The sequence below is a fragment of the Streptomyces lushanensis genome (genome assembly GCF_001700515.1).
GTDB lineage: Bacteria > Actinomycetota > Actinomycetes > Streptomycetales > Streptomycetaceae > Streptomyces > Streptomyces lushanensis.
On sequence record NZ_MAUD01000074.1, the window covers coordinates 1 to 23,758 of the forward strand.

Annotated in this window: 22 protein-coding genes; 9 read left to right on the forward strand and 13 right to left on the reverse strand. The window is 72.5% G+C overall.

All coding sequences use genetic code 11. The features are described 5' to 3' along the window. From BFF77_RS06530 to BFF77_RS06545, 4 genes are all read right to left on the reverse strand, one after another. The coding region (locus tag BFF77_RS06530; RefSeq protein ID WP_169922620.1) for a TIGR04222 domain-containing membrane protein at nucleotides 1–660 on the reverse strand (660 nt) is incomplete at its 3' end. 5 nt (nucleotides 661–665) lie between these two features. Next, on the reverse strand, nucleotides 666–2,021 hold the full coding sequence (locus BFF77_RS06535) for an MbnB/TglH/ChrH family RiPP precursor modification enzyme (RefSeq protein WP_066944762.1): 1,356 nt from the start codon (nucleotides 2,019–2,021) through the stop codon (nucleotides 666–668). Between the two features lie 124 nt (nucleotides 2,022–2,145). After that, complete coding sequence (locus tag BFF77_RS06540; RefSeq protein WP_211280172.1) at nucleotides 2,146–2,955, reverse strand: DUF4142 domain-containing protein; 810 nt, start codon at nucleotides 2,953–2,955, stop codon at nucleotides 2,146–2,148. 112 nt (nucleotides 2,956–3,067) lie between these two features. Then, nucleotides 3,068–3,868: a peptidyl-tRNA hydrolase gene (locus tag BFF77_RS06545; protein ID WP_066944766.1), complete on the reverse strand. Its 801-nt coding sequence runs from the start codon at nucleotides 3,866–3,868 to the stop codon at nucleotides 3,068–3,070. Nucleotides 3,869–3,950: 82 nt separating this feature from the next. Between BFF77_RS06545 and BFF77_RS06550 the strand changes: the two genes are divergently transcribed. Next, complete coding sequence (locus BFF77_RS06550; RefSeq protein WP_066944831.1) at nucleotides 3,951–4,628, forward strand: AIM24 family protein; 678 nt, start codon at nucleotides 3,951–3,953, stop codon at nucleotides 4,626–4,628. Between the two features lie 56 nt (nucleotides 4,629–4,684). Then, on the forward strand, nucleotides 4,685–4,870 hold the full coding sequence (locus BFF77_RS35080) for a hypothetical protein (RefSeq protein WP_141698371.1): 186 nt from the start codon (nucleotides 4,685–4,687) through the stop codon (nucleotides 4,868–4,870). A gap of 35 nt (nucleotides 4,871–4,905) precedes the next feature. Here the strand turns inward: BFF77_RS35080 and BFF77_RS06555 are convergent, their stop codons facing one another. The 4 genes from BFF77_RS06555 to zapE all read right to left on the reverse strand — a co-directional run bounded on the left by BFF77_RS06555 (nucleotide 4,906) and on the right by zapE (nucleotide 8,539). After that, nucleotides 4,906–5,736: a polysaccharide deacetylase family protein gene (locus tag BFF77_RS06555; RefSeq protein WP_066944773.1), complete on the reverse strand. Its 831-nt coding sequence runs from the start codon at nucleotides 5,734–5,736 to the stop codon at nucleotides 4,906–4,908. 71 nt (nucleotides 5,737–5,807) lie between these two features. Further along, nucleotides 5,808–6,701, reverse strand: a complete 894-nt coding sequence (locus tag BFF77_RS06560; protein WP_079124890.1) for a PPK2 family polyphosphate kinase — start codon at nucleotides 6,699–6,701, stop codon at nucleotides 5,808–5,810. Between the two features lie 178 nt (nucleotides 6,702–6,879). Next, complete coding sequence (locus tag BFF77_RS06565; protein WP_066944777.1) at nucleotides 6,880–7,308, reverse strand: OsmC family protein; 429 nt, start codon at nucleotides 7,306–7,308, stop codon at nucleotides 6,880–6,882. A 136-nt stretch (nucleotides 7,309–7,444) separates the two neighbouring features. Next, nucleotides 7,445–8,539 (reverse strand): cell division protein ZapE, encoded by a 1,095-nt coding sequence (zapE, locus tag BFF77_RS06570; protein ID WP_066944779.1) that lies wholly within the window; start codon nucleotides 8,537–8,539, stop codon nucleotides 7,445–7,447. A gap of 37 nt (nucleotides 8,540–8,576) precedes the next feature. Here zapE and BFF77_RS06575 point away from each other — a divergent pair, with 37 nt between their 5' ends. The 4 genes from BFF77_RS06575 (at nucleotide 8,577) to msrB (ending at nucleotide 11,911) form a co-directional block, all read left to right on the forward strand. Next, nucleotides 8,577–9,380: a pyrimidine reductase family protein gene (locus tag BFF77_RS06575; protein ID WP_066944834.1), complete on the forward strand. Its 804-nt coding sequence runs from the start codon at nucleotides 8,577–8,579 to the stop codon at nucleotides 9,378–9,380. 145 nt (nucleotides 9,381–9,525) lie between these two features. After that, a complete protein-coding gene (locus BFF77_RS06580) occupies nucleotides 9,526–9,996 on the forward strand; it encodes an indole-3-glycerol phosphate synthase (protein WP_066944781.1) in 471 nt (156 codons plus the stop codon). 58 nt (nucleotides 9,997–10,054) lie between these two features. After that, on the forward strand, nucleotides 10,055–11,494 hold the full coding sequence (gene murC / locus BFF77_RS06585) for a UDP-N-acetylmuramate--L-alanine ligase (protein ID WP_066944783.1): 1,440 nt from the start codon (nucleotides 10,055–10,057) through the stop codon (nucleotides 11,492–11,494). Nucleotides 11,495–11,503: 9 nt separating this feature from the next. Then, nucleotides 11,504–11,911 (forward strand): peptide-methionine (R)-S-oxide reductase MsrB, encoded by a 408-nt coding sequence (msrB, locus tag BFF77_RS06590; protein ID WP_066944785.1) that lies wholly within the window; start codon nucleotides 11,504–11,506, stop codon nucleotides 11,909–11,911. A 164-nt stretch (nucleotides 11,912–12,075) separates the two neighbouring features. Here msrB and BFF77_RS06595 read toward each other — a convergent pair whose 3' ends face one another. Then, nucleotides 12,076–14,601: a GTPase-associated protein 1-related protein gene (locus BFF77_RS06595; protein ID WP_066944787.1), complete on the reverse strand. Its 2,526-nt coding sequence runs from the start codon at nucleotides 14,599–14,601 to the stop codon at nucleotides 12,076–12,078. Nucleotides 14,602–14,912: 311 nt separating this feature from the next. Then, a complete protein-coding gene (locus tag BFF77_RS06600; protein WP_066944790.1) occupies nucleotides 14,913–15,305 on the reverse strand; it encodes a VOC family protein in 393 nt (130 codons plus the stop codon). A 55-nt stretch (nucleotides 15,306–15,360) separates the two neighbouring features. Between BFF77_RS06600 and BFF77_RS06605 the strand changes: the two genes are divergently transcribed. Continuing rightward, on the forward strand, nucleotides 15,361–16,056 hold the full coding sequence (locus BFF77_RS06605; protein ID WP_425424347.1) for a nucleoside/nucleotide kinase family protein: 696 nt from the start codon (nucleotides 15,361–15,363) through the stop codon (nucleotides 16,054–16,056). Nucleotides 16,057–16,147: 91 nt separating this feature from the next. Next, nucleotides 16,148–17,128, forward strand: coding sequence for a DUF1444 domain-containing protein (locus tag BFF77_RS06610; RefSeq protein ID WP_425424346.1), 981 nt, complete (start codon nucleotides 16,148–16,150; stop codon nucleotides 17,126–17,128). Between the two features lie 51 nt (nucleotides 17,129–17,179). Here the strand turns inward: BFF77_RS06610 and treZ are convergent, their stop codons facing one another. Continuing rightward, nucleotides 17,180–18,943 (reverse strand): malto-oligosyltrehalose trehalohydrolase, encoded by a 1,764-nt coding sequence (treZ, locus tag BFF77_RS06615; RefSeq protein ID WP_066944795.1) that lies wholly within the window; start codon nucleotides 18,941–18,943, stop codon nucleotides 17,180–17,182. A gap of 239 nt (nucleotides 18,944–19,182) precedes the next feature. After that, a complete protein-coding gene (locus tag BFF77_RS06620) occupies nucleotides 19,183–20,253 on the reverse strand; it encodes a lytic polysaccharide monooxygenase auxiliary activity family 9 protein (protein ID WP_066944797.1) in 1,071 nt (356 codons plus the stop codon). Between the two features lie 348 nt (nucleotides 20,254–20,601). On the opposite strand from BFF77_RS06620, the gene BFF77_RS06625 reads away from it, so the two are divergent. Next, nucleotides 20,602–21,150: an FHA domain-containing protein gene (locus BFF77_RS06625; protein ID WP_066944799.1), complete on the forward strand. Its 549-nt coding sequence runs from the start codon at nucleotides 20,602–20,604 to the stop codon at nucleotides 21,148–21,150. 202 nt (nucleotides 21,151–21,352) lie between these two features. On the opposite strand, the gene treY is transcribed toward BFF77_RS06625, so the two are convergent. Beyond that, a complete protein-coding gene (gene treY, locus BFF77_RS06630) occupies nucleotides 21,353–23,752 on the reverse strand; it encodes a malto-oligosyltrehalose synthase (protein ID WP_066944837.1) in 2,400 nt (799 codons plus the stop codon). Nucleotides 23,753–23,758: the final 6 nt, after the last annotated feature.

A 23,758-nucleotide genomic window follows, 5' to 3' on the forward strand; every position in this document is an offset into this window, starting at 1 on the left:
GCCGCCGCCGTACGGGTGCGCGAGGACGAACTCCCGCAGCGCGCGCTGCCCCGCCGTGGTGATCCGCCGCCCGGTGAGGGACGAACAGACCACGCCGACGACGACCCCCGCGAACAGTGTCGGCAGCAGGGAGAAGCCGGCCGGACTGCCGTCGCCCGGCACGGAGCCCGCGACGAACACCATGATGGCGAGGACGAAGCACACGGGCAGCCCGATGAGACAGATCAGCGCCTGTGTCCCGCCCCAGCGTCCGGGCCCGCGCGCCTCGGCCGGAGGCACCAGCAGACCCCGGGCCGCGAGCGTGTCGCCCACCCGCTGCACGGCGGGACCGCGCATCACCGCGAGCCGGAGCGTGTGCAGCGCGCCGTTCGGCGCCAGGGCGTGTTCCTGGATCACCGCCTGCTCCACCTCGTTCCTGGCGATCGGGTGCGGTACGGAGACGATGCCGGGGCCGCCGACGACCAGCCGCCCGTCCGCGTGCATCCCGGCGATCGCGGCGTCCGCGACCCGGCCGGGACCGCCGCCGAGGAAGGCGGCCTCCATCGCCTCGTGGACGGGACCGCCCGGGCCGCGGCGGCGCAGCCGGACCACGGTGGTGATCAGCAGGACGCAGGAGACGATCACGGCGAGGTGGACCACCGTCACGAGAATCACGGTCATCGTCGTCATCTCCCGATCCCGATGAGCGCGGCGCGCGCCCTGCGGACGAGCCGGGTCGCCCGGCGCGGCGGACGCGATCCGGCGCGCTCCTGCCACCAGAGGGTCAGCTCCCGCCGGGCGACGGGATCGTCCGGCCGTCCGTCGATCAGCAGATGCTCGGCGAAGTCGAGCGCGTCACGGCGGTAACCGGCGCGCATCGGCTGTTTCGCGGCGTACGGGAGAAAGGCCGGCCGGTAGCCGCTGCCCAGGATCTCGGGCAGTTCGGGCGCGACCTTGGCGATCACGTCGGCACGCTTGGCGGCGAGGGCGCGGCTCTGCACCCGCACGCGCCGGGTGTCGAACCCTTCGGGGACGGGCGTACCGGCGACCAGCGCGGAGAGCAGGGCCGCCTGGCGCAGCGCGAGCCGCTCACGCGTGGCGTCGGTGGGCGGCCGGTGCGGTGCGGGAGCTGCGGGAGGCGCCGCCGGTACGGGCACGGCGGCGGGCTCACCCGTAGCCGTGGCTGTGGCTGTGGCCGCACCGGTGCCGGCGGCGATCGTGAGCGTCTCGCGTATCACCGTCAGCTCGCCCGCCAGCTCCGCCGCCGGCGGGAAGTCGTCGTCCCGCTCCAGCAGCACACCGGGCGGCGCGACCCGCGAGCGCAGCTCCGCCAGCACGTCGAGGACCGGCCGGGTGACCGGGTGCGCGTGGGTGTCGTGCCAGACGCCGTCACGCTCCACCCCGCCCGCCACATGGACATAGGCGATGGCCTCGACCGGCAGTTCGTCCAGCGCCTTCGCCGGATCCTCGCCGCGGTTCACCTGGTTGGTGTGCAGATTGGCGACGTCGATCAGCAGCCGGACACCGGTGCGCTCGACCAGTTCCGCGAGGAACTGGCCCTCGCTCAGCTCCTCGCCGGGCCAGGAGATCAGCGCCGCGATGTTCTCCACGGCGAGCGGTACGGGCAGTGCGTCCTGGGCGATCCGTATGTTCTCGCAGAGCACCCGCAGGGCGTCCCTGGTCCGTGGCACCGGCAGCAGATGACCCGCTTCGAGCGCCGGGGACGCGGTGAGCGGCCCTCCGGCCCGTACGAACGCGATGTGCTCGGTGACCAGCGGTGAGCCGAGCGCCCCGGCGCGCTCCGCGAGATCCGCGAGCCGCCGTGCGTCGGGCCGGTCCGCGCCGCCCAGACCGAGCGAGACACCGTGCGGGACGACGGTGACTCCGCGCTCCCGGAGCCGTACGAGCGAGTCGGGCAGATGGCCGGCGCAGAGGTTCTCCGCGACGGCCTCGACCCAGTCGATCCCGGACAGCCCTTCCACCGCGTCGGCTATCTCCGGGCGCCAGCCGATACCGATCCCCAGCTCTGGTGTGCCGTTCATGGCTCCCCCTCCTCGGTGCGCGACAGCGCAACGGTGCAGAGGTGATGACCCCGCCGGGCGCCGCTGAATCCGTTGAGAGGGACGTTCAGAGGTCGATTTGAGGTTCCCCGGCGCCACGGCCCGGCTATGGCGTGGGTGCCGGTGGAGCGGGTGGCTGCTGTTCCGTTCCGGGCTCCGGGCGGTTGGTGTTGATCGCGGTCGGCGCGCCCGGCTGGGTGGAGGGCCGGGAGGTGAAGGACTGGTCGCCGGTGGCCTCCACGGGTGACGGCGCCGGCGGAAGGTTACCGTTCGGGGGCGGCGGCCCGGTCGGGCTGGCGGTGGCGGCGCCCGCGGCCTCGTTGGCGATGCTGTCGAAGTCGACGAAGCCGGTGGCCTCCAGCATCGTGATGTGGTCGAGGACGGTCTGGTTGGCGTCGCTGGCGAGCTGCCGTATCAGGGTGTTTCTCGTCGTGTGCCGTACCTGCGCGATCACCGCGAACACCTTGCCGTGCGCGTTGCGCAGCAGATTGGCGAACTTCCGCTCGTACTCCTGGCCCGTGGCGGCGGACAGCTCCCTGAGCCAGCCCTGCTGCTGTTCGGTCGGCTGGTTCGGCAGCTCGACCCCGAGCTTGGCCGCCACGTCACGGGCCCGCTTGTCGAGGTCGGTGTGGCCGACGACCAGATGGTCGCCGCAGTCCTTGATGGCCTGGCTGGGCGCGCGCTGGATCGCCTGCTGCCCGGCCGGCAGCTCCCAGAGCCCGGCCAGCCGCACCTTGACCAGCAGATCGCGGTCGATCGCGGTGAGCGGCCCCCACTGTGTCGCGACGGACGAGGCATTGAGATTGGCCTGCCCGGTGCCGGAACGGTCGGCGTAGGACCAGACGGGGAAGGCCAGCGCCCCGACCGTGGCGACAAGTGCCGCGATGATGAGCGCCGTACCGTTGATGCGTCGCAACAATGTGCTGCCTCCCGAACCGATATAGGACACCGCTGAACCCACCGCCGGCCCGTGGGCCGTTCAACCTGCTCGGCGGTACCGGGAGATACGTACGTGGACGGCGAAACGTTCAGTTCCGCAGCGCCGGGTGATCGGCGACCACGGTGGCGCTGCCCGGCGCGATCTCGGTGAAGCCCGCGTCGCGGACCACGGGAAGGCCCGCGGCGGTGAGTTCACGCCAGTGCGCCGCACCGGGAGTGCGTACGGCGAGCGGGAAGCCCGCGGTCCGCCACGCCTTGCGCTCCGTGTCCGACAGCTCCCACCAGGCGAGCTGGGCGCCGTGCCCGGCCTGGGCCATGGCCTTGCCGGCGGACATGTCCAACTCGGGGTTGAGCCAGAGGACGGGGTGCGCCGGGTCGGGGGCCGACGGTGGCCCGGGGTCGGCGAGGTCGGTGCCCGAGACCTGGAGCCTGGCCAGCTCCTTGGGCCAGCCGTCGAGCGGGACCGGCGGGAAGACCCGTACCTCGGCGGGCGGTACGGCCTCCGGCGCCGAGAGGCCCGTACCGCTGACCGACAGGCCCGGGAGCGCCGAGGCGCGGCGCCACTCCGCGCCGCGCGCCCGCCGCACCACCTTGCGGATCCGGGCGTCCTGCCAGTCCCGTACCGCCTTCGCCCACTCGCCCTCGCCCAGCGACCGTTCGTCGGAGAGCATGACCAGCACCGCGCGGGCCGCCGTCTCCAGGGCGTCGGTACGGGCCGGGGGCGTGGCCCTCTCGATATGGACCACCAGCGGCAGCACGAACTGCGGAGCCTCGTCGCGGGCCGTCCGCTCGTGCCGGAACGGGCTGTCGGTGCCGTCGCCGTTGCCTGCGGGGGTGCCGCTGCCGGTGCCGGCTCCGCTGCCGGGGACGTCGTCGCTGTCGCTGCTCACGGCTCCAGTCTGCCAGCCGCCTCCGGCGCGCCTTCCGCCGGATTCTTGGCGGAAGGGAAGCCTCCGGGCGAGTATGCACGGCATGAAGAGCGACCTTTTCACCGCGGAGTATCTGGCACAGCCGGCGACGGCACCCGGGATGACCCTCCAGAACGCCAAATCGATCAAGTACGCCGTCAACGGCGAGATGCACGCCCGGCAGGGCTCCATGATCGCCTACCGGGGCAGTCTCCAGTTCGAGCGGAAGAGCCAGGGCCTCGGCGGCATGCTCAAGCGGGCCGTCACGGGCGAGGGTCTGCCGCTGATGGCCGTCCGGGGACAGGGTGAGGCCTGGTTCGCCCAGGAGGCCGCCAACTGCTTCATCGTCGACGTGGAACACGGTGACTCGCTCACCGTCAGCGGCCGTAACGTGCTCTGCTTCGATCCGACTCTCGCGTACGGGATAAAGACGGTGAAGGGTGCCGGTGTGGCCGGCGGCGGGCTCTTCAACAGCGTGTTCACCGGCTACGGCAAGCTCGGTCTGATCTGCGAGGGCACACCGATCGTGATCCCCGTCACAGCGCAGTCGCCGGTGTACGTCGACACGGACGCGGTCGTCGGCTGGAGCACCCAGCTCGGCACCTCGCTGCACCGTTCGCAGTCCGTCGGCTCGATGATCCGCGGCGGCTCGGGCGAGGCCGTCCAGCTCATGCTCCAGGGAGAGGGTTTCGTGATCGTCCGGCCGAGCGAGACGACCCCGACGAAGCCCGCCGCGCACTGACCCCGCCGGCCCGCGCCGCGGTTGGCGGCGCGCCGCGACCGAGTACGCTCGACGGTATGAGTGAGGGCGGTATGAGCGGGAAGACGGACGTGGACGCGGACCGGTCCGGGGCGCAGGAGACCGTGTACGCGGACTGTGTGCACTGCGCAGAGCCGACCGAGTACCCGGAGTCGGTCAAGGGCGTGACGCTCTGTCCCGTCTGCGAGTGGCAGGAGGCCCAGCGGACGGCCTGTTCGGGCTGAGCCTCCTGCACCCGGGCCGTTCCCGGGTCCCGTGCTCAGTGCCGCATCAGCTCGGAGACCTTGACGAAGCGGTAGCCGCGCCTGCGCAGCTCCGGCACGATCCTGCCGACCGCCTCCTCCGTCACCGGCGCCGCGCTGCGCGTGCAGTGCATCACCACCAGCGAGCCCGGTTTCACATCCTTCAGGACCTGTTCGGCGACGGCGTCCGCGTCCGTGGCGAAGGCGTCCCCGCTGACGACGTCCCACTGGACGGCGGTCACCTTGGCCGGGGCGAGGGCCCGGAGCGCGGTGTCGTCGTAGCAGCCGCCCGGGAAGCGGAAGTACGGCACCACATTCCGGGCGCCCGCGGCCCGGAACGCGGCGAACGCGCGCTCCACGTCCTCGGCCATCCTCTGCTCGCCGATGGTGGGCAGCCCGAAGCAGTCGGCGGTGTAGGCGTAGTGGCTGTAGGAGTGGTTGGCGATCTCGAAGACCGGGTCGCCGCCGATCGCCTTCGCCTGGCTCGGATACTCCTCGGCCCACCGCCCGGTCATGAAGACCGTCGACGGTACGCGGAGCCGGCGCAGCAGGGAGATCAGGGAGGGGTTGTCGAACCGCTCGCCGCCCGCCGCGCGGGTTCCCTGATCGGCCGTCATGTCGGCGTCGAAGGTGAGCGCCACGGTCTTGCCGGCGGCCGGGGTCCCGCGCTTGAACACCGGCGTCAGTCCGTCGGGACCGGGGGCCAGGGTCGGTGGCGCCTCGACCCCCTTGCTCCCGGGAGCCCCGGAGCGGGAGGCGGAGGGCGAGGGGGGCGACTCCGTGCCGGCGCCGCATCCGGCGAGCGCGGCGGCCAGGACGGCGATGGTGGCGGCGCCGGTGGCGAGCATCCGTACATATGTGGTCACTCACGGAAAATATATGACGATATGCCCGAATCGGTTGTACGGCACTCGCGCGGTCAGGGCATCTTCAGCAGCCTGTCCCGGGCCTCTCCGACGTCGAAGCCCGCCTTCGGATAGACCGGATCCAGGGCTTCGAGATGCTCCAGGAGCAGTGCGCTGATCGCCCAGTTGCGGTACCACTTGCGGTCCGCCGGGACCAGGTACCAGGGTGCCGTGCCGGTGGAGCAGCGTTCGAGGGCCAGTTCGTACGCCTTGCGGTACGCGGGCCACAGGGCGCGGTCGTCGATGTCGGCCGGGCTGAACTTCCAGTGCTTGTCCGGGTTGTCGAGACGGGCCAGCAGCCGGGCGCGCTGTTCGTCGTGGCCGAGGTGGAGGAAGACCTTGACGACGGTGGTGCCCGTCTCGGCGAGCGACCGCTCGAAGAGATTGATCTCGCCGTAGCGCCGGTCGAGTTCGGCGCGCGGGACCAGCTCGCGCACCCGGGCGATCAGGACGTCCTCGTAGTGCGAGCGGTCGAAGATACCGATCTCGCCGGGCTCGGGCAGAGCGCGTCTGACGCGCCAGAGGAAGGGATGGCTCCGCTCCCGCGCGGTGGGCGTCTTGAACGCCCTGACCCGGCAGCCCGCGGGATTGAAGTGCCCGATCACATGCTTGACCGTGCCGCCCTTGCCGCTGGTGTCCATGCCCTGGAGGACGAGCAGCAGCCGACGGGGGTCGCCCGCCGTGCTGGCCGCGTACAGCCGGTCCTGGAGACCGGCGAGACGCTCCGCCAGCCGGGCGGTGGCGGCGAGTCCCGCCGCCTTGTCCGCCGGGCCGCCCGGGACGGCCCTGGAGTCGTACGAGGAGAGGTCCACGGGCTCGCCGCCGGGGACGCGCAGCAGCTCGCGAAGAGCCGGCGGATGGTCCCGCCGTCGTTTCCCCTTCTCCTTCGGCGCCGCCGTCCTGGCCACCGCGCACCCCTTCCGGTCAGATCGGTCGGTCACCTCAGGGTGTGCCGGACCGGCGCGGTCCGCGACCGCTGGGCGCCGCTCCCGCCCCGCGTACGACGGCGGCCGTGCCGCCCGGTCCGGTGGACGGGGCGGCACGGCCGGTGGGACCGGAGCGGGGAGGACCGGCGCCGGAACCGGGTCAGGAGGCGAGCGACGCGCTCAGCGTGATCGTCGTGCCCGTGAGCGCCTGGCTCACCGGGCAGTTCACCTTCGCGTCCTCGGCGGCCTTGACGAAGTCCGCCTCGTCCAGGCCGGGAACGTTGCCCTCGACCGTGAGGTGGATGCCGGTGATGCCGGTGCCGGGCTGGAAGGTGACATCGGCCTGCGTGGTGAGCCTGGTCGGCGGTGTGCCGGCCTTGGCGAGACCGTTCGAGAGCGCCATCGAGAAGCAGCTCGAATGGGCGGCGGCGATCAGCTCCTCCGGGCTGGTCCTGCCGTTCGCCGCCTCCGCGCGGGAGGGCCAGGAGACCTGCTGGTCCGGGATGCCCGAGGAGTCGAAGGAGACGGTGCCCGTGCCCTGGAGGAGGTTGCCCTCCCAGACCGTGTGCGCCTGGCGCGTGGTGGCCATGGTGGAACCCTTCTGCTTGGAACTGGGTGGTACAGATGCGACGGCCACGACGGCGGAACGGCCTGCCCTTCCCGGGCCACCGGACCCGCCGCGGCGGCGCACCTGCCGACCTGCCGAACGTGTTGACCTGTCGAACCTACTGGGGCACGAGTCCCTTGGCGTCCCGTGCCAGTGCCGTCAACCGGGAGATCGCCCGGAAATATTTCTTCCGGTAGCCGCCGTTCAGCATTTCTTCGCCGAACAGCCGGTCGAAGGGGAGACCGGAGGCGAGCACCGGAATCTCCCGGTCGTACAGCCGGTCGGCGAGGACGACCAGCCGCAGCGCCGTCGACTGGTCGGGCACGGGCGCGACATCCGTGAGGCAGACGGCCCGTACCCCGTCCGTGAGCGCTCCGTACCGGCTCGGGTGGACCTTGGCGAGATGGCCGAGCAGCCCGGGGAAGTCGTCCAGGCTCGCGCCCTCGGTGGCATGGGCGGCCCGGGTCACCTGCTCGTCGGAGTACGGAGCGGGCGCCTCGGGCAGTCCGCGGTGCCGGTAGTCCTCGCCGTCGATGCGCAGCGGCCGGAACCGCGCGGCCAGGCCCTGGATCTCCCGCAGGAAGTCGGCGGCGGCGAACCGGCCCTCGCCGAGCCTGCCGGGCAGCGTGTTGGAGGTCGCGGCCAGCGCCACACCCGAGTCGACCAGCCGGCGGAGCAGGCTGGAGATCAGGACCGTGTCGCCCGGATCGTCCAGTTCGAATTCGTCGATGCAGAGCAGCCGATGGCCGCCCAAGGTCTCCACGGTCTGCTGGAAGCCCAGCGCGCCGACGAGATTCGTCAGCTCGACAAAAGTGCCGAAAGCTTTCTCTTCGGCCGGCGCGGGAGTCGCGTGCCAGAGGGACGCCAGCAGATGCGTCTTGCCGACGCCGTAGCCGCCGTCCAGATAGACACCGCGCGGGCCGGTGGGCGCGGCCGGCTTCCTGGCGAACCAGCGCCGCGCGCTCCCGGCCCCCGGCCCCTGCGGCCCGCCGAGGCCCGCGGCGAACGCGCTCAGCGCCGCGACGGCCTCGGACTGACTGGGCCGGCCCGGGTCCGGTACGTACGTGTCGAACCGTACGGAGTCGAAGCGCGGCGGCGGCACCATGTCCGCCACCAGACGGTCGGCGGGAACCCGCGGTTCACGTGTACGGAGGGCGATCGGAGTCGCTTCGGTGACCGGCCGTGGGCCGGAGGCGGCGGTGGAGTACGACACAACTCTTCACTCTATGCGCCGTGCCAGACTGCTTCGCATGCGACGCCTGTTCCCTGTGACCGATCAGACAGTCCCGGCCGAGGACCGTGCCGAGGAGCGCGCCGCCGAGGACCGTGAGTGGACCCTTGACGAGCTGGCGGACGCCTACGCGTACCCCTCGGCGGTCCGGGCCGGGGCCGGGCCCTGGCTGCGCGCCAACATGGTGTCCACGCTCGACGGCGCCGCCCAGCACGACGGCCGCTCGCAGACCGTCTCCTCCGCCGCCGACATGCGGATCTTCGGGACGCTGCGCGGGCTCGCCGACGTGGTGGTGGTCGGCGCGGAAACGGTTCGTCTGGAGGGCTACCGGCCGGCCCGCGCCCGGGAGGTCTTCGCCACGCGGCGCGCGGCGGCGGGACAGGGTCCCGCGCCGGCCATCGCGGTGGTCAGCGCCGGCCTGCGGCTCGACTTCTCGCTGCCGCTCTTCAGCGAACCGAGTGTGCCCACCCTCCTGATCACCGGCGCCGAGGCGCCGGCGGCCGGGATCCGCGCCGCCGAGAAGGCGGGCGTGGAGGTGGTGATCGCCGGCGAGGGACCGGGCGTGGACGTCGCCGCCGCCGTGCGCGCGCTCGCGGAGCGAGGTCTCGTACGGCTGCTCACCGAGGGCGGGCCGCGGCTGCTCGGTCAGTTCGTGGCGGCGGGCTTGCTGGACGAGATGTGCCTGACGGTGTCTCCGGTGCTCACCGCCGGGTACGCGCAGCGCGTCGTCGGCGGCCCGGGTCCCGCCGTACCCGAACGGTTCGCTCTCGTATCGCTCCTGGAACAGGACGGGTTCCTCTTCACCCGGTACCGCCGCGTCTGACGATCGACGTCTGACAATCAGCGGAATTCGCCGTTCCGGTTAGCTTCCGCTGGGCAGACTTACTTTCGCAGACCCCGTGCGGGCACGGGGAAGGATGGTTTCAGCAGTGGGGCCGGACGGTCCATGAAGACGAAGGGCGCCTGTCGTGTTCACAAGCGTACTGATGATCGAGAAGCCCCTGACGCCCGAGGACGTGGAATTCGTCACCACGCTCCATGGCGACGAGCCGGTGTCCTTCGTCGTGCTCATGCAGCCGCGCGGCGATCAGGCGGACGTGCTGCTGCGCGCCATCGACGACGTCGCGCTCGGCGAGCTGAGGGACGCCGCCCGGGAGGGCGGGACGCCGGAGGGCGCGCAGGCCAGAGAGCCCGCGGAGCTGGCCCTCCAGGCGTCCCTGGCCGCCCTGCGCGCCCAGGGCTCCGAGGCCACGGGCCAGGTGGTCGAGGAGCATCCGCTCGACCACCTCAAGGGGGTCGTGGAGGCGTCGGCCGCCGACGAGGTGATCGTGCTGACCGAGCCGCACTACGTGGAGGAGTTCTTCCACCGGGACTGGGCGTCCCGGGCGCGCCACAAGGTCGGCGTACCGGTGCTCAAACTCTTCGCCCACAGCGAATAGGCTGGGACGACACATAAAACCTGTCGCTCCGCCCCACGCGCACCCGGGAGAAACACCAATGGCACCGGCCCCCGCTGTCCCCGCCGACATGGAACGACCGCACTTCATCGGTATCGGCGGCGCCGGAATGTCGGGTATCGCGAAGATCCTCGCCCAGCGCGGGGCCAAGGTCGCGGGCAGCGACGCGAAGGAGTCGGAGACCGCGGAGGCGCTGCGGGCCCTGGGCGCCACCGTGCACATCGGCCACGCCGCGGCGCATCTCGCGGACGACGCGTCGTGCGTGGTCGTCTCCAGCGCCATCCGCGCCGACAACCCCGAGCTGGCGCGGGCCGCGGAGCTCTCCGTACCGGTGGTGCACCGCTCCGACGCGCTGGCCTCGCTGATGCGCGGACTGCGGTCGATCGCCGTCGCGGGCACCCACGGCAAGACCACGACGACATCCATGCTGGCCGTCGCGCTCACCGAACTGGGCCTCGACCCGTCGTACGCGATCGGCGGCGATCTCGCCGGGCCCGGCACGAACGCGCGGCACGGCGAGGGCGGGATCTTCGTCGCCGAGGCGGACGAGAGCGACCGGAGCTTCCAGAAGTACGACCCCGAGGTCGCGATCGTCCTCAATGTCGAGCTGGACCACCACGCGAACTACGCGTCGATGGACGAGATCTACGAGTCCTTCGAGGCGTTCACCGACAAGATCGTCCCGGGCGGCACCCTGGTGATCTCCGCCGACCAGCCGGGCGCGGTCGAACTGGCCACGCGGGTCCGCGCACGCCCGGCCGCCGCAGGTCCGTCCGCGGCCGGCGGTCCGCCCCCGGTCAAGGTCGTCACCTACGGCGAGGCCGACACGGCGGACGTACGGATCCACAGGATCACCGCACGCGGGCTGACCAGCGAGGTCACCGTGCTGCTCGGCGGCCGGCCGCTGACCTTCACGGTCTCGGTCCCGGGCCGCCACTACGCCAACAACGCGGTCGCCGCCCTCGCGGCCGGTGTCGCGCTGGGCCTTCCCGCGCACAATCTGGCCTCGGCCCTCGGCACGTACACCGGCGTCAAGCGCCGCCTCCAGCTCAAGGGCGAGGCCGCTGGCGTCCAGGTGATCGACTCGTACGCCCACCATCCCACCGAGATGACGGCCGACCTGGAGGCGATGCGCGCCGCCGCGGCTCCCGGCGCCCGGCTGCTGGTCGTCTTCCAGCCGCACCTCTTCTCCCGTACGCAGGAGCTGGCCACCGAGATGGGCCAGGCCCTCGCCCTCGCCGACGCGTCGCTGGTCCTGGACATCTATCCGGCCCGCGAGGATCCCCTTCCCGGTGTCACCAGCGCCCTGATCACCGACGCGGCCGAGGCGGCGGGCGCCACGGTGACGGCCGTGTCCGACAAGAGCGCGGTCGCCGACGCCGTGGCGGGAATGGCGGGACCCGGTGATCTCGTTCTCACCATGGGTGCCGGAGATGTCACGGACCTCGGTCCGCACATCCTGGCCCGTCTGACCGACTGAGGAGAGCGCATGTCGTACGACATCGACAAGCCGGACGAGCAGTGGCGCGCGGAGCTGTCGCCCGCGGAGTACCAGGTGCTCCGCAAGGCCGGCACCGAGCCCGCCTTCACCGGCGAGTACACGGACACGAAGACGGCCGGTGTCTACTCCTGCCGCGCGTGCGGCGCCGAGCTGTTCCGCTCCGACACGAAATTCGAGTCGCACTGCGGCTGGCCGTCCTTCTACGACCCGAAGGACACGGACGCGGTCGAACTGATCGAGGACCGCTCCCACGGCATGGTCCGCGTCGAGGTCCGCTGCTCGCGCTGCGGCTCGCACCTCGGCCATGTCTTCGAGGGCGAGGGCTATCCGACCCCGACGGACCAGCGGTACTGCATCAACTCGATCTCACTGCGGCTGGCTCCCGACCAGAGCTGACCTCCGACCGGAACCGACCTCGGACCCCCGACCAGACCTGACCTGACCTCGGCACCGGAGCCGGGCCCCGACGGGAACCGGACCGGCGCGAGCCCGGCCCCGACCGGGGCCCGGCTCGAGGCCGGGCCGCCGGTCCGAGGGGGCGACGGCCGGTGGCGCGCCGGTCAGGAGCGGGCGCGGGGGCCGAAGCGGATGCCCAGCCGGCCCAGGGCGCCCGGCCGGTTCCACGTCCTGAACTCCTCCGCCTTGCGGTCGCCCGTCCCCTCCAGGCAGCGCTCGACGGCGGCGACCTCGGCGGCGGGCAGCGCCCGTACGGCCGGACGCAGCACCTTGTCGAGCAGGGTCGTGCGGATCTGGTCCCAGGCGCTGTTCGCGCCGGGCAGCGCGGTCCAGGTGGTGAAGCAGTGGGCCACGAACGCCGGTACGGTACGCAGCCGTTCGCGTACGGACTCGTCGTGGGCGGCCTCGCGGTAGGCGGCGGTGAGCTCCGGGTCGCCGCTGTGGACCAGCGCGTACAGCTCTCCCTCCGGCCGCCGCTCGGACAGCAGCTGGCCGCTCAGCGCCCTGAACGCCTGGTCGAGCACGCCCGGTTCGACCGGCTCCGCCGAGGCGCGCAGCGCCAGCGCCCGGTCGGTCCATCCCGGTGCGGCCCGGCCCGCCGCGAGTTCCCCGGCGTATTCGAGAAGCTGGAGGGCACCGCGGACGCGCGGTTCCAGCTCCTCGCGGAAGCCGCGCAGCAGATCGTGCGCGAGACCCGGCGAGTCGGGGCTGTCGCCCGGACCTTCGAGCGCGGCCCTGACCAGTGTGTGCCAGGTCCCGGCGGTCCGGTGGGCGTCCGAGCCGGTCTCCGTCAGCATCTGCCGGGCCTCACCGGGAGTGGGCGCTCCGTCGGCCCACACCAGCCGTACGGCGGTGCGCAGGACGAGCGGCTCGGCGAACGGCGAGACTCCGCAGGCGCGCTGCACGAAACGGAGGGCCGCGATACGGTCGCCGTTCTCCAGCGCCGCGACGGCCGGGCCCGCCGAGTCGGCCGAGCCCGCCACCTCCGCGCACATCCGCAGATGCGGTATCGCCTGCACCTCCGTGAGGGGCAGGTCGATACGGCCGAACAGATGGGCGGCGGCGGAGGGATCGTCGGCGGCGAGGGCGTCGAGTTCGCTGAGCAGCGTGGTGCGCAGGTCGAAGTACTCCTCCAGCGCGGTTCGTACGGCCGGGGAGTAGGCGGACACCGGATCGGCGATCAGATCCCGCGAGAGCCGACGGGCCAGACCGGGCAGCAGATCCGCGCAGTCCACCCCGAGCAGTTCGGCGACACGCAGCAGCTCCGCCGCCCTTGAGGTGCCGGCGGGTGCGGCCGGTGCGCCCGGGACGGCCGGGTCCGGGCCGTCGCCGTCCGCGATGCCCGCGCGGAGTTCGGGGGCCAGCTGACCGGCGAGACGCCCCTTGAGGTCCTCGGGGAGCGACACGATGTGCAGGGCGGGCAGTTCGAGCCCGGCGGCCGGATTGCGGACGGCCTCCGCCAGGACCAGCGCCGCGAGCGGCGCGGTCGTACGGGCCGGAGCCCTGTCGCCGAGCACCGCGAACAGGCGTGCCAGCGCGGCCGTTTCGGCCGAACCGCGATCCACGGCCGGGGCGGTCAGGGCGTCGGCGAGCTGCTCGATACGCTCCGCGTCCAGCGCGTTCGTGTGCTCGTACACCCAAGTGGCCGCAGCCGTACGGCCGTTCGCGTCCAGGGCTGTCCCCGTGCACAGTGCGACAACGGCGAGCGGGCCCGGTGCGAACGGCGCGCCCGGCAGCGCCGCCGCCTCCGCGAACAGCTCGGGGGCCCTGCCCAGCCAGACCTGCGCGGCGGTCTCGGCCCAGGCGTCCACGGCGGACACGCCCTGTCCGGCCGTGCCCTGTCCGGGCGTGCCCGGCGGGCGGGACGCCGTGCAGTCGATCACGCGGTAGTGGTGGTCGAGCCCGGCCAGGTCCCGCGCGTCCTCCGGCAGCACACCGATGATCTGCTGCCCGGCCCGCTGGGGACGCCGGGTGTATGTGGTGAAGGTCAGCCGGTGGGCGCTCGCGCCCGGCAGCACGGCGCAGGCCAGCGCGATCCACCGGGCCACATCGGCGCTGTTGCGCTCCACGAGCACGAGCCGCGGCGCGGCCTCCTCCTCGGCCAGCCCGCGCACGGCGGCGAAGAACCGGGCGAGCCACGGCGCGCGCGAGGCGGCGAACGAGACCAGCTCACGCCGGTCGAAGCCGCGCGACGAGGGCAGCCGGTCCAGCGGCGGGAGCGTCCCGCCCTCCGGTGTACCGGCCACCCACTGCGGTGAGTCCCAGGTGCTGATGGGCGGCGCTCCGGCGGAGAGCGCGGCATCGGCGGGCAGACGCATGGCGTGGGCGTGGAAGGTGCCCCAGACACCGGTGAAGTCGGCTCCCGCGTACACCGTCCTGGCCAGCAGCCGGCTGCCGTCGGAGAGCACGCTGTGGCTCAACGACTCCGGGAACGAGGCGAGTTCGGCGGCGGTGGCGCGCAGCGGCGCTCCGGGCGGCGGCTCGTACCCGAGGAGCCGCTCGGCCTCTTCGAGGAGCGACTCGGGCACGCCGGGGGTGACCGCCGTGAAGCGGAAGCCGGGTCCGCCGGGTACGGGCGATCCGTCGGCGCCCGGCACGGCGGAGGTGCAGTGGAGCTGCGCCAGGCTCATGCGCCGGCCCCTTTCGATCCGGGCCTGCCGGTACCGGCCTGTTCGGCCGGTGCGGAGAGCCGGGCGGCCGGGGCGCGGCCGGCACAGCAAGGGCGGACGACGGTCGTCATGTCAGCGAACCACCAGGTGAGCGGGGAAGCGTTCGTCGAGACGCGCGAAGGCGGCCCGGCGGCCGAGGAGAGCCACGCGGGCGTACGGACCAGGCAGCGAGCCCGCCCCGACCTCGCGCCCGACCGTACCGGCGCGGCACCGCCCGGCACCACTCGGCCCCCGCCAACATACGCGCTGCGTCCGGTGGCCGGGCACGAAACCTACGCGGGCTGGAGCAGGTCCCAGAGATTGCCGTAGAGGTCCTCGAAGACCGCGACCGTGCCGTACGGCTCGTCGCGTGGTTCCTGTACGAAGCGGACTCCCGCGGCCAGCATGCGCGCGCGGTCGCGGGCGAAGTCCTCGGTGTGGAGGAAGAAGCCGACCCGGCCGCCCGTCTGCGCGCCGACGCTCGCCCGCTGGGCGCTGTCCTTGGCGCGGCCCAGCAGCAGACCGGTACCGGCGCCGCCGGAGCCGGGCGGCCGGACCACGACCCAGCGGGAACCGTCGCCGCGGTCGGTGTCCTCGACCAGCTCGAAGCCGAGAGGGCCGGTGTAGAAGGCGATGGCCTTGTCGTAGTCGTCCACGACGAGGGTGATGAGGGCGATGAAGGACATGGGCCAGACGTTATACGTATGACTCATGGTCGGGCAAGGTGGAAGAATGCCGGTCATGGATGCGCAGCAGCTCGCCGGGCTGACCGCCCGCGCCCGTCGGCTCGCCGGCCCGGGACATCTCTCCGCCGACACCGGCCCGGCCGCTTCGGCCGGTGACCGGCCCGACGCGGGCCGGCCTCCCGCCCGCCGCGTCCTCGGTATCGCCGGGCCGCCGGGCGCGGGAAAGTCCACCCTCGCCGCCGCGCTCGTCGACCGGCTCGGCGGCCTCGCCGTACTCGTCCCCATGGACGGATTCCATCTTGCCCAGGCGGAACTGAACCGTCTCGGGCGGGCAGGCCGCAAGGGCGCGCCCGACACCTTCGACGCCACCGGCTACGCCGCCCTGCTGGCCCGGCTGCGCGCGCCCGAACCGGACGCCGTCGTCTACGCGCCCGCCTTCGACCGCTCCCTGGAGGAGCCGGTGGCGGGCAGCATCGCCGTCGCGCCCGGGACTCCGCTCGTCATCACCGAAGGCAACTACCTTCTGCACGACGACGGTCCCTGGGCGCCGGTCCACGCCCTGCTCGACGAGGTCTGGTTCCTGGAGCTCGACCCGGTGACACGGGTCCGCAGACTGGTGGACCGGCATGTCCGCCACGGCAAGGACCGGCCGTACGCGGAGCGCTGGGTCAGGGAGTCCGACGAGGCCAATGCCCGGCTCGTGGAACGCGGCCGGCACCGCGCCGATCTCGTTGTCTCCCTCTGCGACTAGTCGCAGAGGGAGACAACGAGATCGGGAGGGGCACTAGCATCGAAGGTACGACGATCACCGGCCGGCGGTGATCGCCCGAGCGCGGCCGGACATGAGCGGAGGCGATGGAGTGGGGCTGTTCCGACGAGGACCGAAGCGCGACAGTCGCGAGACGACACCGAGGGATCCCGCCTTCTCCTTCTTCTCGGCCGACGAGGCCGCGCGGTTCCGCGGCCAGGTCCGGGAGGCCTTCGCCGAGCGGGGGCTGGAGGTCACGCTCTACGCGGACATGGCGAAGGACAGCGCCGGACGCCAGTTCGGTCTGGGCAATCTCGCGGCGGTCTGCCACAACGACGACCGTGGCCCGCGTGTCTGGGGCGTACTGGTACGCCGGCATGTCGGCATGGTGCTGCGCACCATGGACGCTCCCTCCGCGCTGGACACCCTGGCCCCCGAGCAGATCCGCGCCCAGCTCTACCCGCGGGTGATCAGCCAGGACGGCCTCGATCCGCAGACCTTCGGCTACGCGCGTTCCGTCGCCCCGGGGCTGTACGAGGTCCTCGCCCTCGATCTTCCCGAGAGCGTCATGATGCTCACCGACGACGCGCTGGAGCCGCTCGGTGAGACCCGGCAGCTGCGGGAGCGCGCGCTGCACAACCTCCGTATGCTGCCGGTCGAGGGCCGCGAGACCGTCAAGGACTCCGACGGGACCCGGTTCGAGGTGGTGCTCGGCGACTCCTTCTACACGGCGAGCCGGGTCCTGGCCCTGGAGACGGTCGTGGAGCAGCTCACGGGCCGGCCGATCCCGCCGGAAGGCGCGCTGGTCGCGATGCCCTTCCGCCATCAGCTCGCCTTCCATGTCATCCGCGACAGCACCATGATCCCGTCGCTGAACGCCATGGCCTCCTTCGCCGCCGCCGGGTACGAGGACACACCGGGGGCCATCAGCCCGTATGTCTACTGGTGGCGCGGCGGCACGCTCACGCAGCTCAGCGACGAGGACGAGGACGGCGAGGGGCTGCGGATCGTGGTGGGCGAGGACTTCCAGGAACTCCTGGAACGGCTGGTGGAACAGGACCCGCCGGACAGCTAGGCCCACTGGGCAGGCTGTTGGCCCCCTCGGCGGGCCGCGGGCCGCTCCGCCTCACCCTCCCGCCAGCACCACACCCGATTCCGGTGGCAGGCGCAGCACCCCGTTCTCGTCCGGCGGCCCCACCGGCTCCCACGCGGCGAGCACCCGGCCGCCGCCGGACCGGGGTCTGCCGCCGCCCAGCGGGATCACCACCGGTTCGCGGGAGAGGTTCACCGCGATCCGCAGATCGCCCCTGCGGTACGCCAGCCAGCGCGCCTCCTCGTCGTACGCGACCTTCGTCCCGGCCAGATCCGGATCGGAGAGGTCCGGCTGGCCGTGGCGCAGGGCGATCAGTTCGCGGTACCAGGCCAGCAGCCGCGCGTGCGGCTCCTTCCCGGCCTCGGAACGGTCCAGACAGGAGCGCTCCCGTGTCGCGGGGTCCTGCGGGTCGGGGATCTCCTCCGCCGCCCAGCCGTGGGAGGCGAACTCCCGCCGCCGGCCCGTCCGTACGGCCTCGGCGAGCACCGGGTCCGGGTGGTCGGTGAAGAACTGCCAGGGCGTGGAGGCGCCCCACTCCTCGCCCATGAAGAGCATGGGAGTGCTCGGAGCGGTCAGGACGATCAGCGCGGCACAGGCCAGCAGCCCGGGGGAGAGGGTGGCGGAGAGCCGGTCGCCGAGCGCCCGGTTGCCGATCTGGTCATGGGTCTGGGCATAGCCGAGGAAGCGGTGCGCGGGTGTTCTCGTACGGTCGACCGGGCGGCCGTGGGTCCGGCCCCGGAAGCTCGAATACGTACCGTCGTGGAAGAAGACCCGGCTGAGTGTCTTGGCCAGCGCGGCGAGCGGCTCCCGGGCGAAGTCCGCGTAGTAGCCCTGGGATTCACCGGTGAGCGCGGTGTGCAGGGCGTGGTGGAAGTCGTCGTTCCACTGGGCGTGCACTCCGAGACCGCCCTCCGCGCGCGCGGTGGTGGTCCGGGGATCGCCGAGGTCGGACTCGGCGATCAGGAAGAGCGGACGGCACAGATCGGCGGAGAGCGCGTCGACGGCCGTGGAGAGCTCTTCGAGGAAGGTCAGCGCGCGCTGGTCGGCGAGGGCGTGCACCGCGTCGAGCCGCAGCCCGTCGAGCCGGAAGTCCCGCAGCCAGGCCAGCGCGCTGCCCAGGAGGTAGGCCCGTACCTCGTCGGATCCGGGTGCGTCGAGATTGACCGCGGCGCCCCAGGGCGTGTGGTGCGTGTCGGTGAAGTACGGGCCGAAGCGCGGAAGGTGGTTGCCGGACGGGCCGAGATGGTTGTGCACCACGTCGAGCACGACACCGAGGCCCAGACCGTGCGCCGTGTCGACGAAGCGCTTGAGCGCCTCCGGGCCGCCGTACGGCTCGTGGACCGCCCACAGCGACACCCCCTCGTATCCCCAGCCGTGGGTACCGGGGAACGGGCACACCGGCATCAGCTCGACATGGGTGATCCCGAGACCGGCCAGCGGCGCCAACTGGTCCGCCGCCGCGTCGAAGGTGCCCTCCCGGGTGAATGTGCCGATGTGCAGCTCGTACAGGACCGCGCCGGGCAGGTCGCGGCCCTGCCACGAGGCGCGCCACTCGTACGCCGACTGGTCGACGACGGCGCTGGTGCCGTCGGGCCCGTCCGGCTGGCGGCGGGAGCGGGGATCGGGGAGCACGGGGCCGCCGTCGAGCGCGAAGCCGTAGCGCGTGCCGTCGGCGGCGGGAGCCTCGGCGCTCCACCAGCCGTCGCGCTCCGGGTCCCGGGCCATGGGCACCTCGGTGTCCGCCAGCCGGAGTGCGACCCGCTCCTTCGCCAGTGGTGCCCAAACCTCGAACTGCACGAGCGGTTCCCCCTCGTCGTCAGGCCCGCTGCCGCGGCCTTTCGGCTGTCTCTCCCATGGTCGCAAGAGAGACGTCCCCGGGCCCGGGGATCGAGCCGAGTCGGGTGGAGGAGCGGTGGAGCCCCGGTGGAGACACGAGGGACCCGGTCCGCCGCTCCGGGTGGGTGGAGGGAGCGGAGGACCGGGCCGGTGCGGGGCCGTTCGAGCCGTACGGGCCGCCCATGCGTACGGCTACGGGATCAGTGGACCGAGCAGGGCGCCGTGGCGGCGGTGTCCGGTGGTCCTCCCGAGGCGACATAGCTGAAGGTCGTGGAGGCTCCCGCCCCGAGCGAGCCGTTCCAGTCGGTGTTGTGGACCATGACCTCCTGTCCTCCGTAGGTGGCGGTGCCGTTCCAGAGGCTGTCGACCCGCTGGCCGGTGGGCAGGGTGAACTCGACCATCCAGCCGAGGATCGGGTTGGCGCCGGTGTTCTTCACCGTGATCTCGGCCTGGTAGCCGCCGGACCAGGAATTGGTGGTCTTCCTGGTCGCGGTGCAGGTGGCGGTGGGGTCCGTGGGCGGATCGGTCGGAGGCGTGGTGCCGGGTTCGCCGACGCCGGTCACCTCGCCGTTGCCGCCGTCGAAGACCACGTCGGAGCAGCTGTAGAAGGTCTCGTTGCTGTCCGAGCGCTGCCAGACCATGTAGATGATGTGCCGGCCGGTCTTGCCGCCGGGCAGGGTGCCGCTCCACTTGTACGCGCCGTCCACGGTCCCGACGGAGCCGGTGACCGCCGGGTGGTCGACGGTCAGGAAGGGCTGCGACTCCAGATCGTCCCAGGTGAAGGTCTTGGTCGGGTCGAAGCCGTTCTTGGTGACATAGACGTAGAACCAACCGGGGTGCGCGGCCCAGGCGTTGTACGAGAAGTCGAGCCGCGCGCCGGAGGTCAGATGCGTGAGCGGCCAGTCGTTCCTGGCCTTGTTGAAGCCGGAGAACGTGGTGTTGCCGCCGCTGCAGAGCTGACCGTCGGGGATGAATCCCTTGGTCCGCCCGGCGCCGTCGGAGCGCAGCACGGAGAACCAGTTGTAGAGCGGAGTCGTGCCGCTCTCCGCGACGGCGGCCTTGCAGGCCGGGTTGACGGGCTTGATCTCACCGGTGCTGGTGAGCCCGTCCCGCCAGCACATGAAGGTACGGCTGGCGGGCTTCATCGGGGTGCCGTGCGCGGTGGAGGTCCCGCTGCCGCCGACGATCAGCAGAAGGGCGGGGAGTACGGCGAGCAGGGCGAGCAGTACGGCTCTGCGCGGAGGTGACAACCACAGTGGGGGGCGAGTCATCGCACGAGGTCCCTTCGGCGTGATCATGACAAGCGATTGGGTGACTGGGAGCGCTCCCAATTCGGAACGTAGCGCCGGTGGCCGACTCTGTAAACGCTTGCGGCAGGAAATTCCGGGACCGGCCGCGACGGCGGACAGGAGGGCGGAAAGGGGGCATGGGCGAGGGGCGGGCCCGGTGCGGGAGAGGGGCGGACCGGGTGCGGACGAGGAGCGGATGGGGAGCTTCCGCCTCCACCGCCCCTGCCGGCTCCACCGCTTGTAACGGTCGTCACGACGCACGTAACGGTGGACCGCGGTGCGCCCGTTCCGTCTGGACACCTCAGGGCCGTCCGACGGACAATCACACATGTGACGTCCTCCTTCGAGTTCCACACGTATCCCGCGCGGCTCTCCGACGCCGAGCGTGACCGTGTCCTCGCGGTGCTCAGGGAGGGCGCGGCACAGGGGATGCTGTCGCACGACACCTTTCTGCGCCGGATGGATCTCGCGCTGGCCGCGCGGCGGTCCGACGAGCTGAAGCTGCTCACCGCGGATCTGGAGATCGAAAGCCCGTGGTCACGACGGCTGTTCGGCGCGGTGGGCCGGGTGTCTGCGTTCTCCGTACGGCTGCGCAGGGCCTGGCAGGCGGAACGGCTGCCGAAGTTGCTGCTGCCCCAGCCGGGCCCGTATCCGCTCCGTATCGGCCGCGATCCGATGAACGGACTGCGGCTCAGTCATGACACGGTCTCGCGGCTGCACGCCGAACTGAGCATGCAGGGCGGGGAATGGGTGCTGCGCGATCTGGGCTCGACCAACGGCACGACGGTCAACGGGCGGCGGGTGACGGTGACCGCGGTCGTCCACGACGGGGACCTGGTGAGCTTCGGCCAGATGAGCTTCCGGCTGGCCACGGACTGAGCGCGCCTCGGCGCCGGGCGCGGTACGCACGGCCGCGACCCGCGTCCCGTCCGCGACGGTCCCCTTCTCCAACAGCACCGCTCCCGTCGGCACATCGGTACGCGGCCCGGTCAACCGGGCGCTCCTGTCGGCCCGAAGAGCCCGGGCCCGCCGTCCCGCCCGCCGCGGCCCTCGCGGCCCTCCGTGTCCCTCGCGAAAGCCGTCACATCCGGCGGCTCAGCAGTGCCACCGGCCAGTCCGCGAACAGCGCGGTCAGATCGACCGGACCCCCGCCCTCGAACTCACGTCCGGGCGACGCCAGCAGATCCGTCCAGCGGCCCTCCGGCAGCGTCAGCTCCGTACCGGCCCAGCCTCCCGCCTCCACCAGCCGGAGCGGCAGCCGGGTGACGGCCGTGACCACCTGGCCCGACCGGCAGAAGGCCAGACAGTGGGCTGCCGCCGGGCCGGTGGCGAGCAGCGGGGCATAGGTCCCCGACTCGCCGAAGACCGCGGGCCGCTCACGCCGCAGCCGGAGCGCGGCCGTCGTCACCACCGTCTTCTCGTCGGGCGGTCCCGTCCTGAACGGCCGCCGGTTGTCCGGATCCACCAGCGCCGGATACGTACGCTCCGTGCCCTGGTAGAGATCGGGCACACCCGGCATGGTCAGCTGCACCAGCGCCGCCCCCAGCGCACCGGCCCGTACATAAGGGTCGAGCGCCCGCCGGAACTCCGCGACCGTCCTGCGCGCGGGACCGGCCGGACCCGCCTCGACAAAGGCCGCCACCGCCTGTTCGTACAGCGGATCGGGCTCCGTCCAGCTCGTGTGCAGCCCCGCCTCCCGCACGGACTTCAGCAGCGCGGGCACCATCCGCGCACCGGAGGGCACCATCCGTGAGCTCTCGGGAAGGCTCGCGGTCCCCTCCGCGGCCGGAGTGAAACCGACCGCCGTCTGCCACGCCTGCCAGGCGAGCTGCGGATCGGGCGCGGCCACTCCCGTCTCGCCGGTGACCCGCTCCAGCAGCGCCGACCAGCGTCGAGGACACTGCGACAGAACCGCGATCCCGGCCCGTACGTCCGCGCTGCGCTTGGTGTCGTGCGTGGTCAGTACGGTGCCGGTGGTGGGCCAGTCGCGCGCGAGCCGCGCGCAGTACGCGTGGAACCGCTCCGGGCTCACCGCCGGGTGCCCCGGATCACCGCCCACCTCGTTCGCCGAGATCAGCGGCATGTAGCGGTAGAACGCCGTGTCCTCGACGGACTTGGCGCGCAGCGCGGACGCGGTCTGGGCGAAGCGCGCGCAGAACGCCGTGTGGTCCGGGCCCGTACCGAGCCGGCCGAGCGCCAGCTCCCGCACCACGTCCACCGCCGTCGCCTCCCGCTCCACCGTGAACGCGGCCTTCGCCCGGCGGACCGCCTCCTCGGGAACGGCGGCCTCGGCCGCCTCCGGGCACGGGCCGCCCGCCGTCGTGTACGGGCGGTAGACCGGGACCCGTACGAGCAGCTCCTGGACCGCCGTGCGCAGTGCCCACGGCGCGTGGTCGCGCAGCGCGGGATCGGCGGCGCAGATCCGCCGCGCCGTACGGACCAGGAAGGAGGTCTCGGCGGCCAGTTCATGGATGACCACCTTGTAGGCGGCCCGCCGGACCGTCCCTTCCCAGTAGCCGCCGCGGTCGCCGACGGGCCCGGTGACATCGCGGTAGTGCCGCTCCAGCGCGGCGGCGCCCGCCGGATCCGTGAAGAGCCCGTCGACATGGCGCAGCGCGTCGTAGCCGGTGGTGCCGGCGACCGGCCAGCCGGCGGGCAGCACCTCGTCGTCGGCGAGGATCTTCTCCACCACGGTCCAGCAGCTCCGGCCGGTCGCGCCCGTCGCCTCGGCCAGCCGGCGCAGATACTCCTCCGGATCGGCGAGCCCGTCCGGATGGTCGATCCGCAGGCCGTCGACCACTCCGTCCCGCACCAGCTCAAGGATCTTGGCATGGGTGGCGGCGAACACCTCGGGATCCTCGACCCGTACGCCGATCAGCTCGGAGATGGTGAAAAAGCGCCGGTAGTTGAGCTCGGTACGGGCCAGCCGCCACCAGGCGAGCCGGTAGTGCTGCGCGTCCAGCAGCTCGGGCAGCGGGAGGTGCCCGGTGCCCGGCGCCAGCGGATAGCGGGCGTCGCCGTGGCGCAGCTCGCCGTCCTCCACGCGCAGCGCGCCGAGCTCGTCCCCGATCGGGGAGGGCAGGACCGGCAGCAGGAGCTTGCCCCCGCCCGCGTCCCAGTCGATGTCGAACCAGCGGGCGTACGGCGAGTCCCGGCCCTCGCGCAGCACCTCCCACAGGGCCCGGTTGTGGGCGGGCGCGGCGGCCATGTGGTTGGGCACGATGTCGAGGACGATCCCGAGGCCGTGCTCCCCGGCGGTACGGGCCAGTCGCCGCAGCCCGTCCTCACCGCCCAGCTCGGCCCGTACGGTGGAGTGGTCGACCACGTCGTAGCCGTGGGCCGAGCCCGGTACCGCCTCCAGCACCGGCGAGAGATGAAGATGCGACACCCCGAGCGCGGCGAGATAGGGCACCACTCGCTCCGCCGCCGAGAAGGGGAAGTCCGGCTGGAGCTGGAGCCGATAGGTCGCGGTCGGTGTCATACGATC

What these genes read in the sequence shown, in the direction of transcription:
- BFF77_RS06535 (WP_066944762.1), bottom strand. Translation starts at nt 2,021, where the DNA reads ATGAACGGCACACCAGAGCTGGGGATCGGTATCGGCTGGCGCCCGGAG.
- BFF77_RS06550 (WP_066944831.1), top strand. Translation starts at nt 3,951, where the DNA reads ATGAAGAGCGACCTTTTCACCGCGGAGTATCTGGCACAGCCGGCGACG.
- BFF77_RS35080 (WP_141698371.1), top strand. Translation starts at nt 4,685, where the DNA reads ATGAGTGAGGGCGGTATGAGCGGGAAGACGGACGTGGACGCGGACCGG.
- BFF77_RS06555 (WP_066944773.1), bottom strand. Translation starts at nt 5,736, where the DNA reads ATGCTCGCCACCGGCGCCGCCACCATCGCCGTCCTGGCCGCCGCGCTC.
- BFF77_RS06565 (WP_066944777.1), bottom strand. Translation starts at nt 7,308, where the DNA reads ATGGCCACCACGCGCCAGGCGCACACGGTCTGGGAGGGCAACCTCCTC.
- BFF77_RS06575 (WP_066944834.1), top strand. Translation starts at nt 8,577, where the DNA reads ATGCGACGCCTGTTCCCTGTGACCGATCAGACAGTCCCGGCCGAGGAC.
- murC (WP_066944783.1), top strand. Translation starts at nt 10,055, where the DNA reads ATGGCACCGGCCCCCGCTGTCCCCGCCGACATGGAACGACCGCACTTC.
- msrB (WP_066944785.1), top strand. Translation starts at nt 11,504, where the DNA reads ATGTCGTACGACATCGACAAGCCGGACGAGCAGTGGCGCGCGGAGCTG.
- BFF77_RS06595 (WP_066944787.1), bottom strand. Translation starts at nt 14,601, where the DNA reads ATGAGCCTGGCGCAGCTCCACTGCACCTCCGCCGTGCCGGGCGCCGAC.
- BFF77_RS06600 (WP_066944790.1), bottom strand. Translation starts at nt 15,305, where the DNA reads ATGTCCTTCATCGCCCTCATCACCCTCGTCGTGGACGACTACGACAAG.
- BFF77_RS06605 (WP_425424347.1), top strand. Translation starts at nt 15,361, where the DNA reads ATGGATGCGCAGCAGCTCGCCGGGCTGACCGCCCGCGCCCGTCGGCTC.
- BFF77_RS06610 (WP_425424346.1), top strand. Translation starts at nt 16,148, where the DNA reads ATGAGCGGAGGCGATGGAGTGGGGCTGTTCCGACGAGGACCGAAGCGC.
- BFF77_RS06620 (WP_066944797.1), bottom strand. Translation starts at nt 20,253, where the DNA reads ATGACTCGCCCCCCACTGTGGTTGTCACCTCCGCGCAGAGCCGTACTG.
- treY (WP_066944837.1), bottom strand. Translation starts at nt 23,752, where the DNA reads ATGACACCGACCGCGACCTATCGGCTCCAGCTCCAGCCGGACTTCCCC.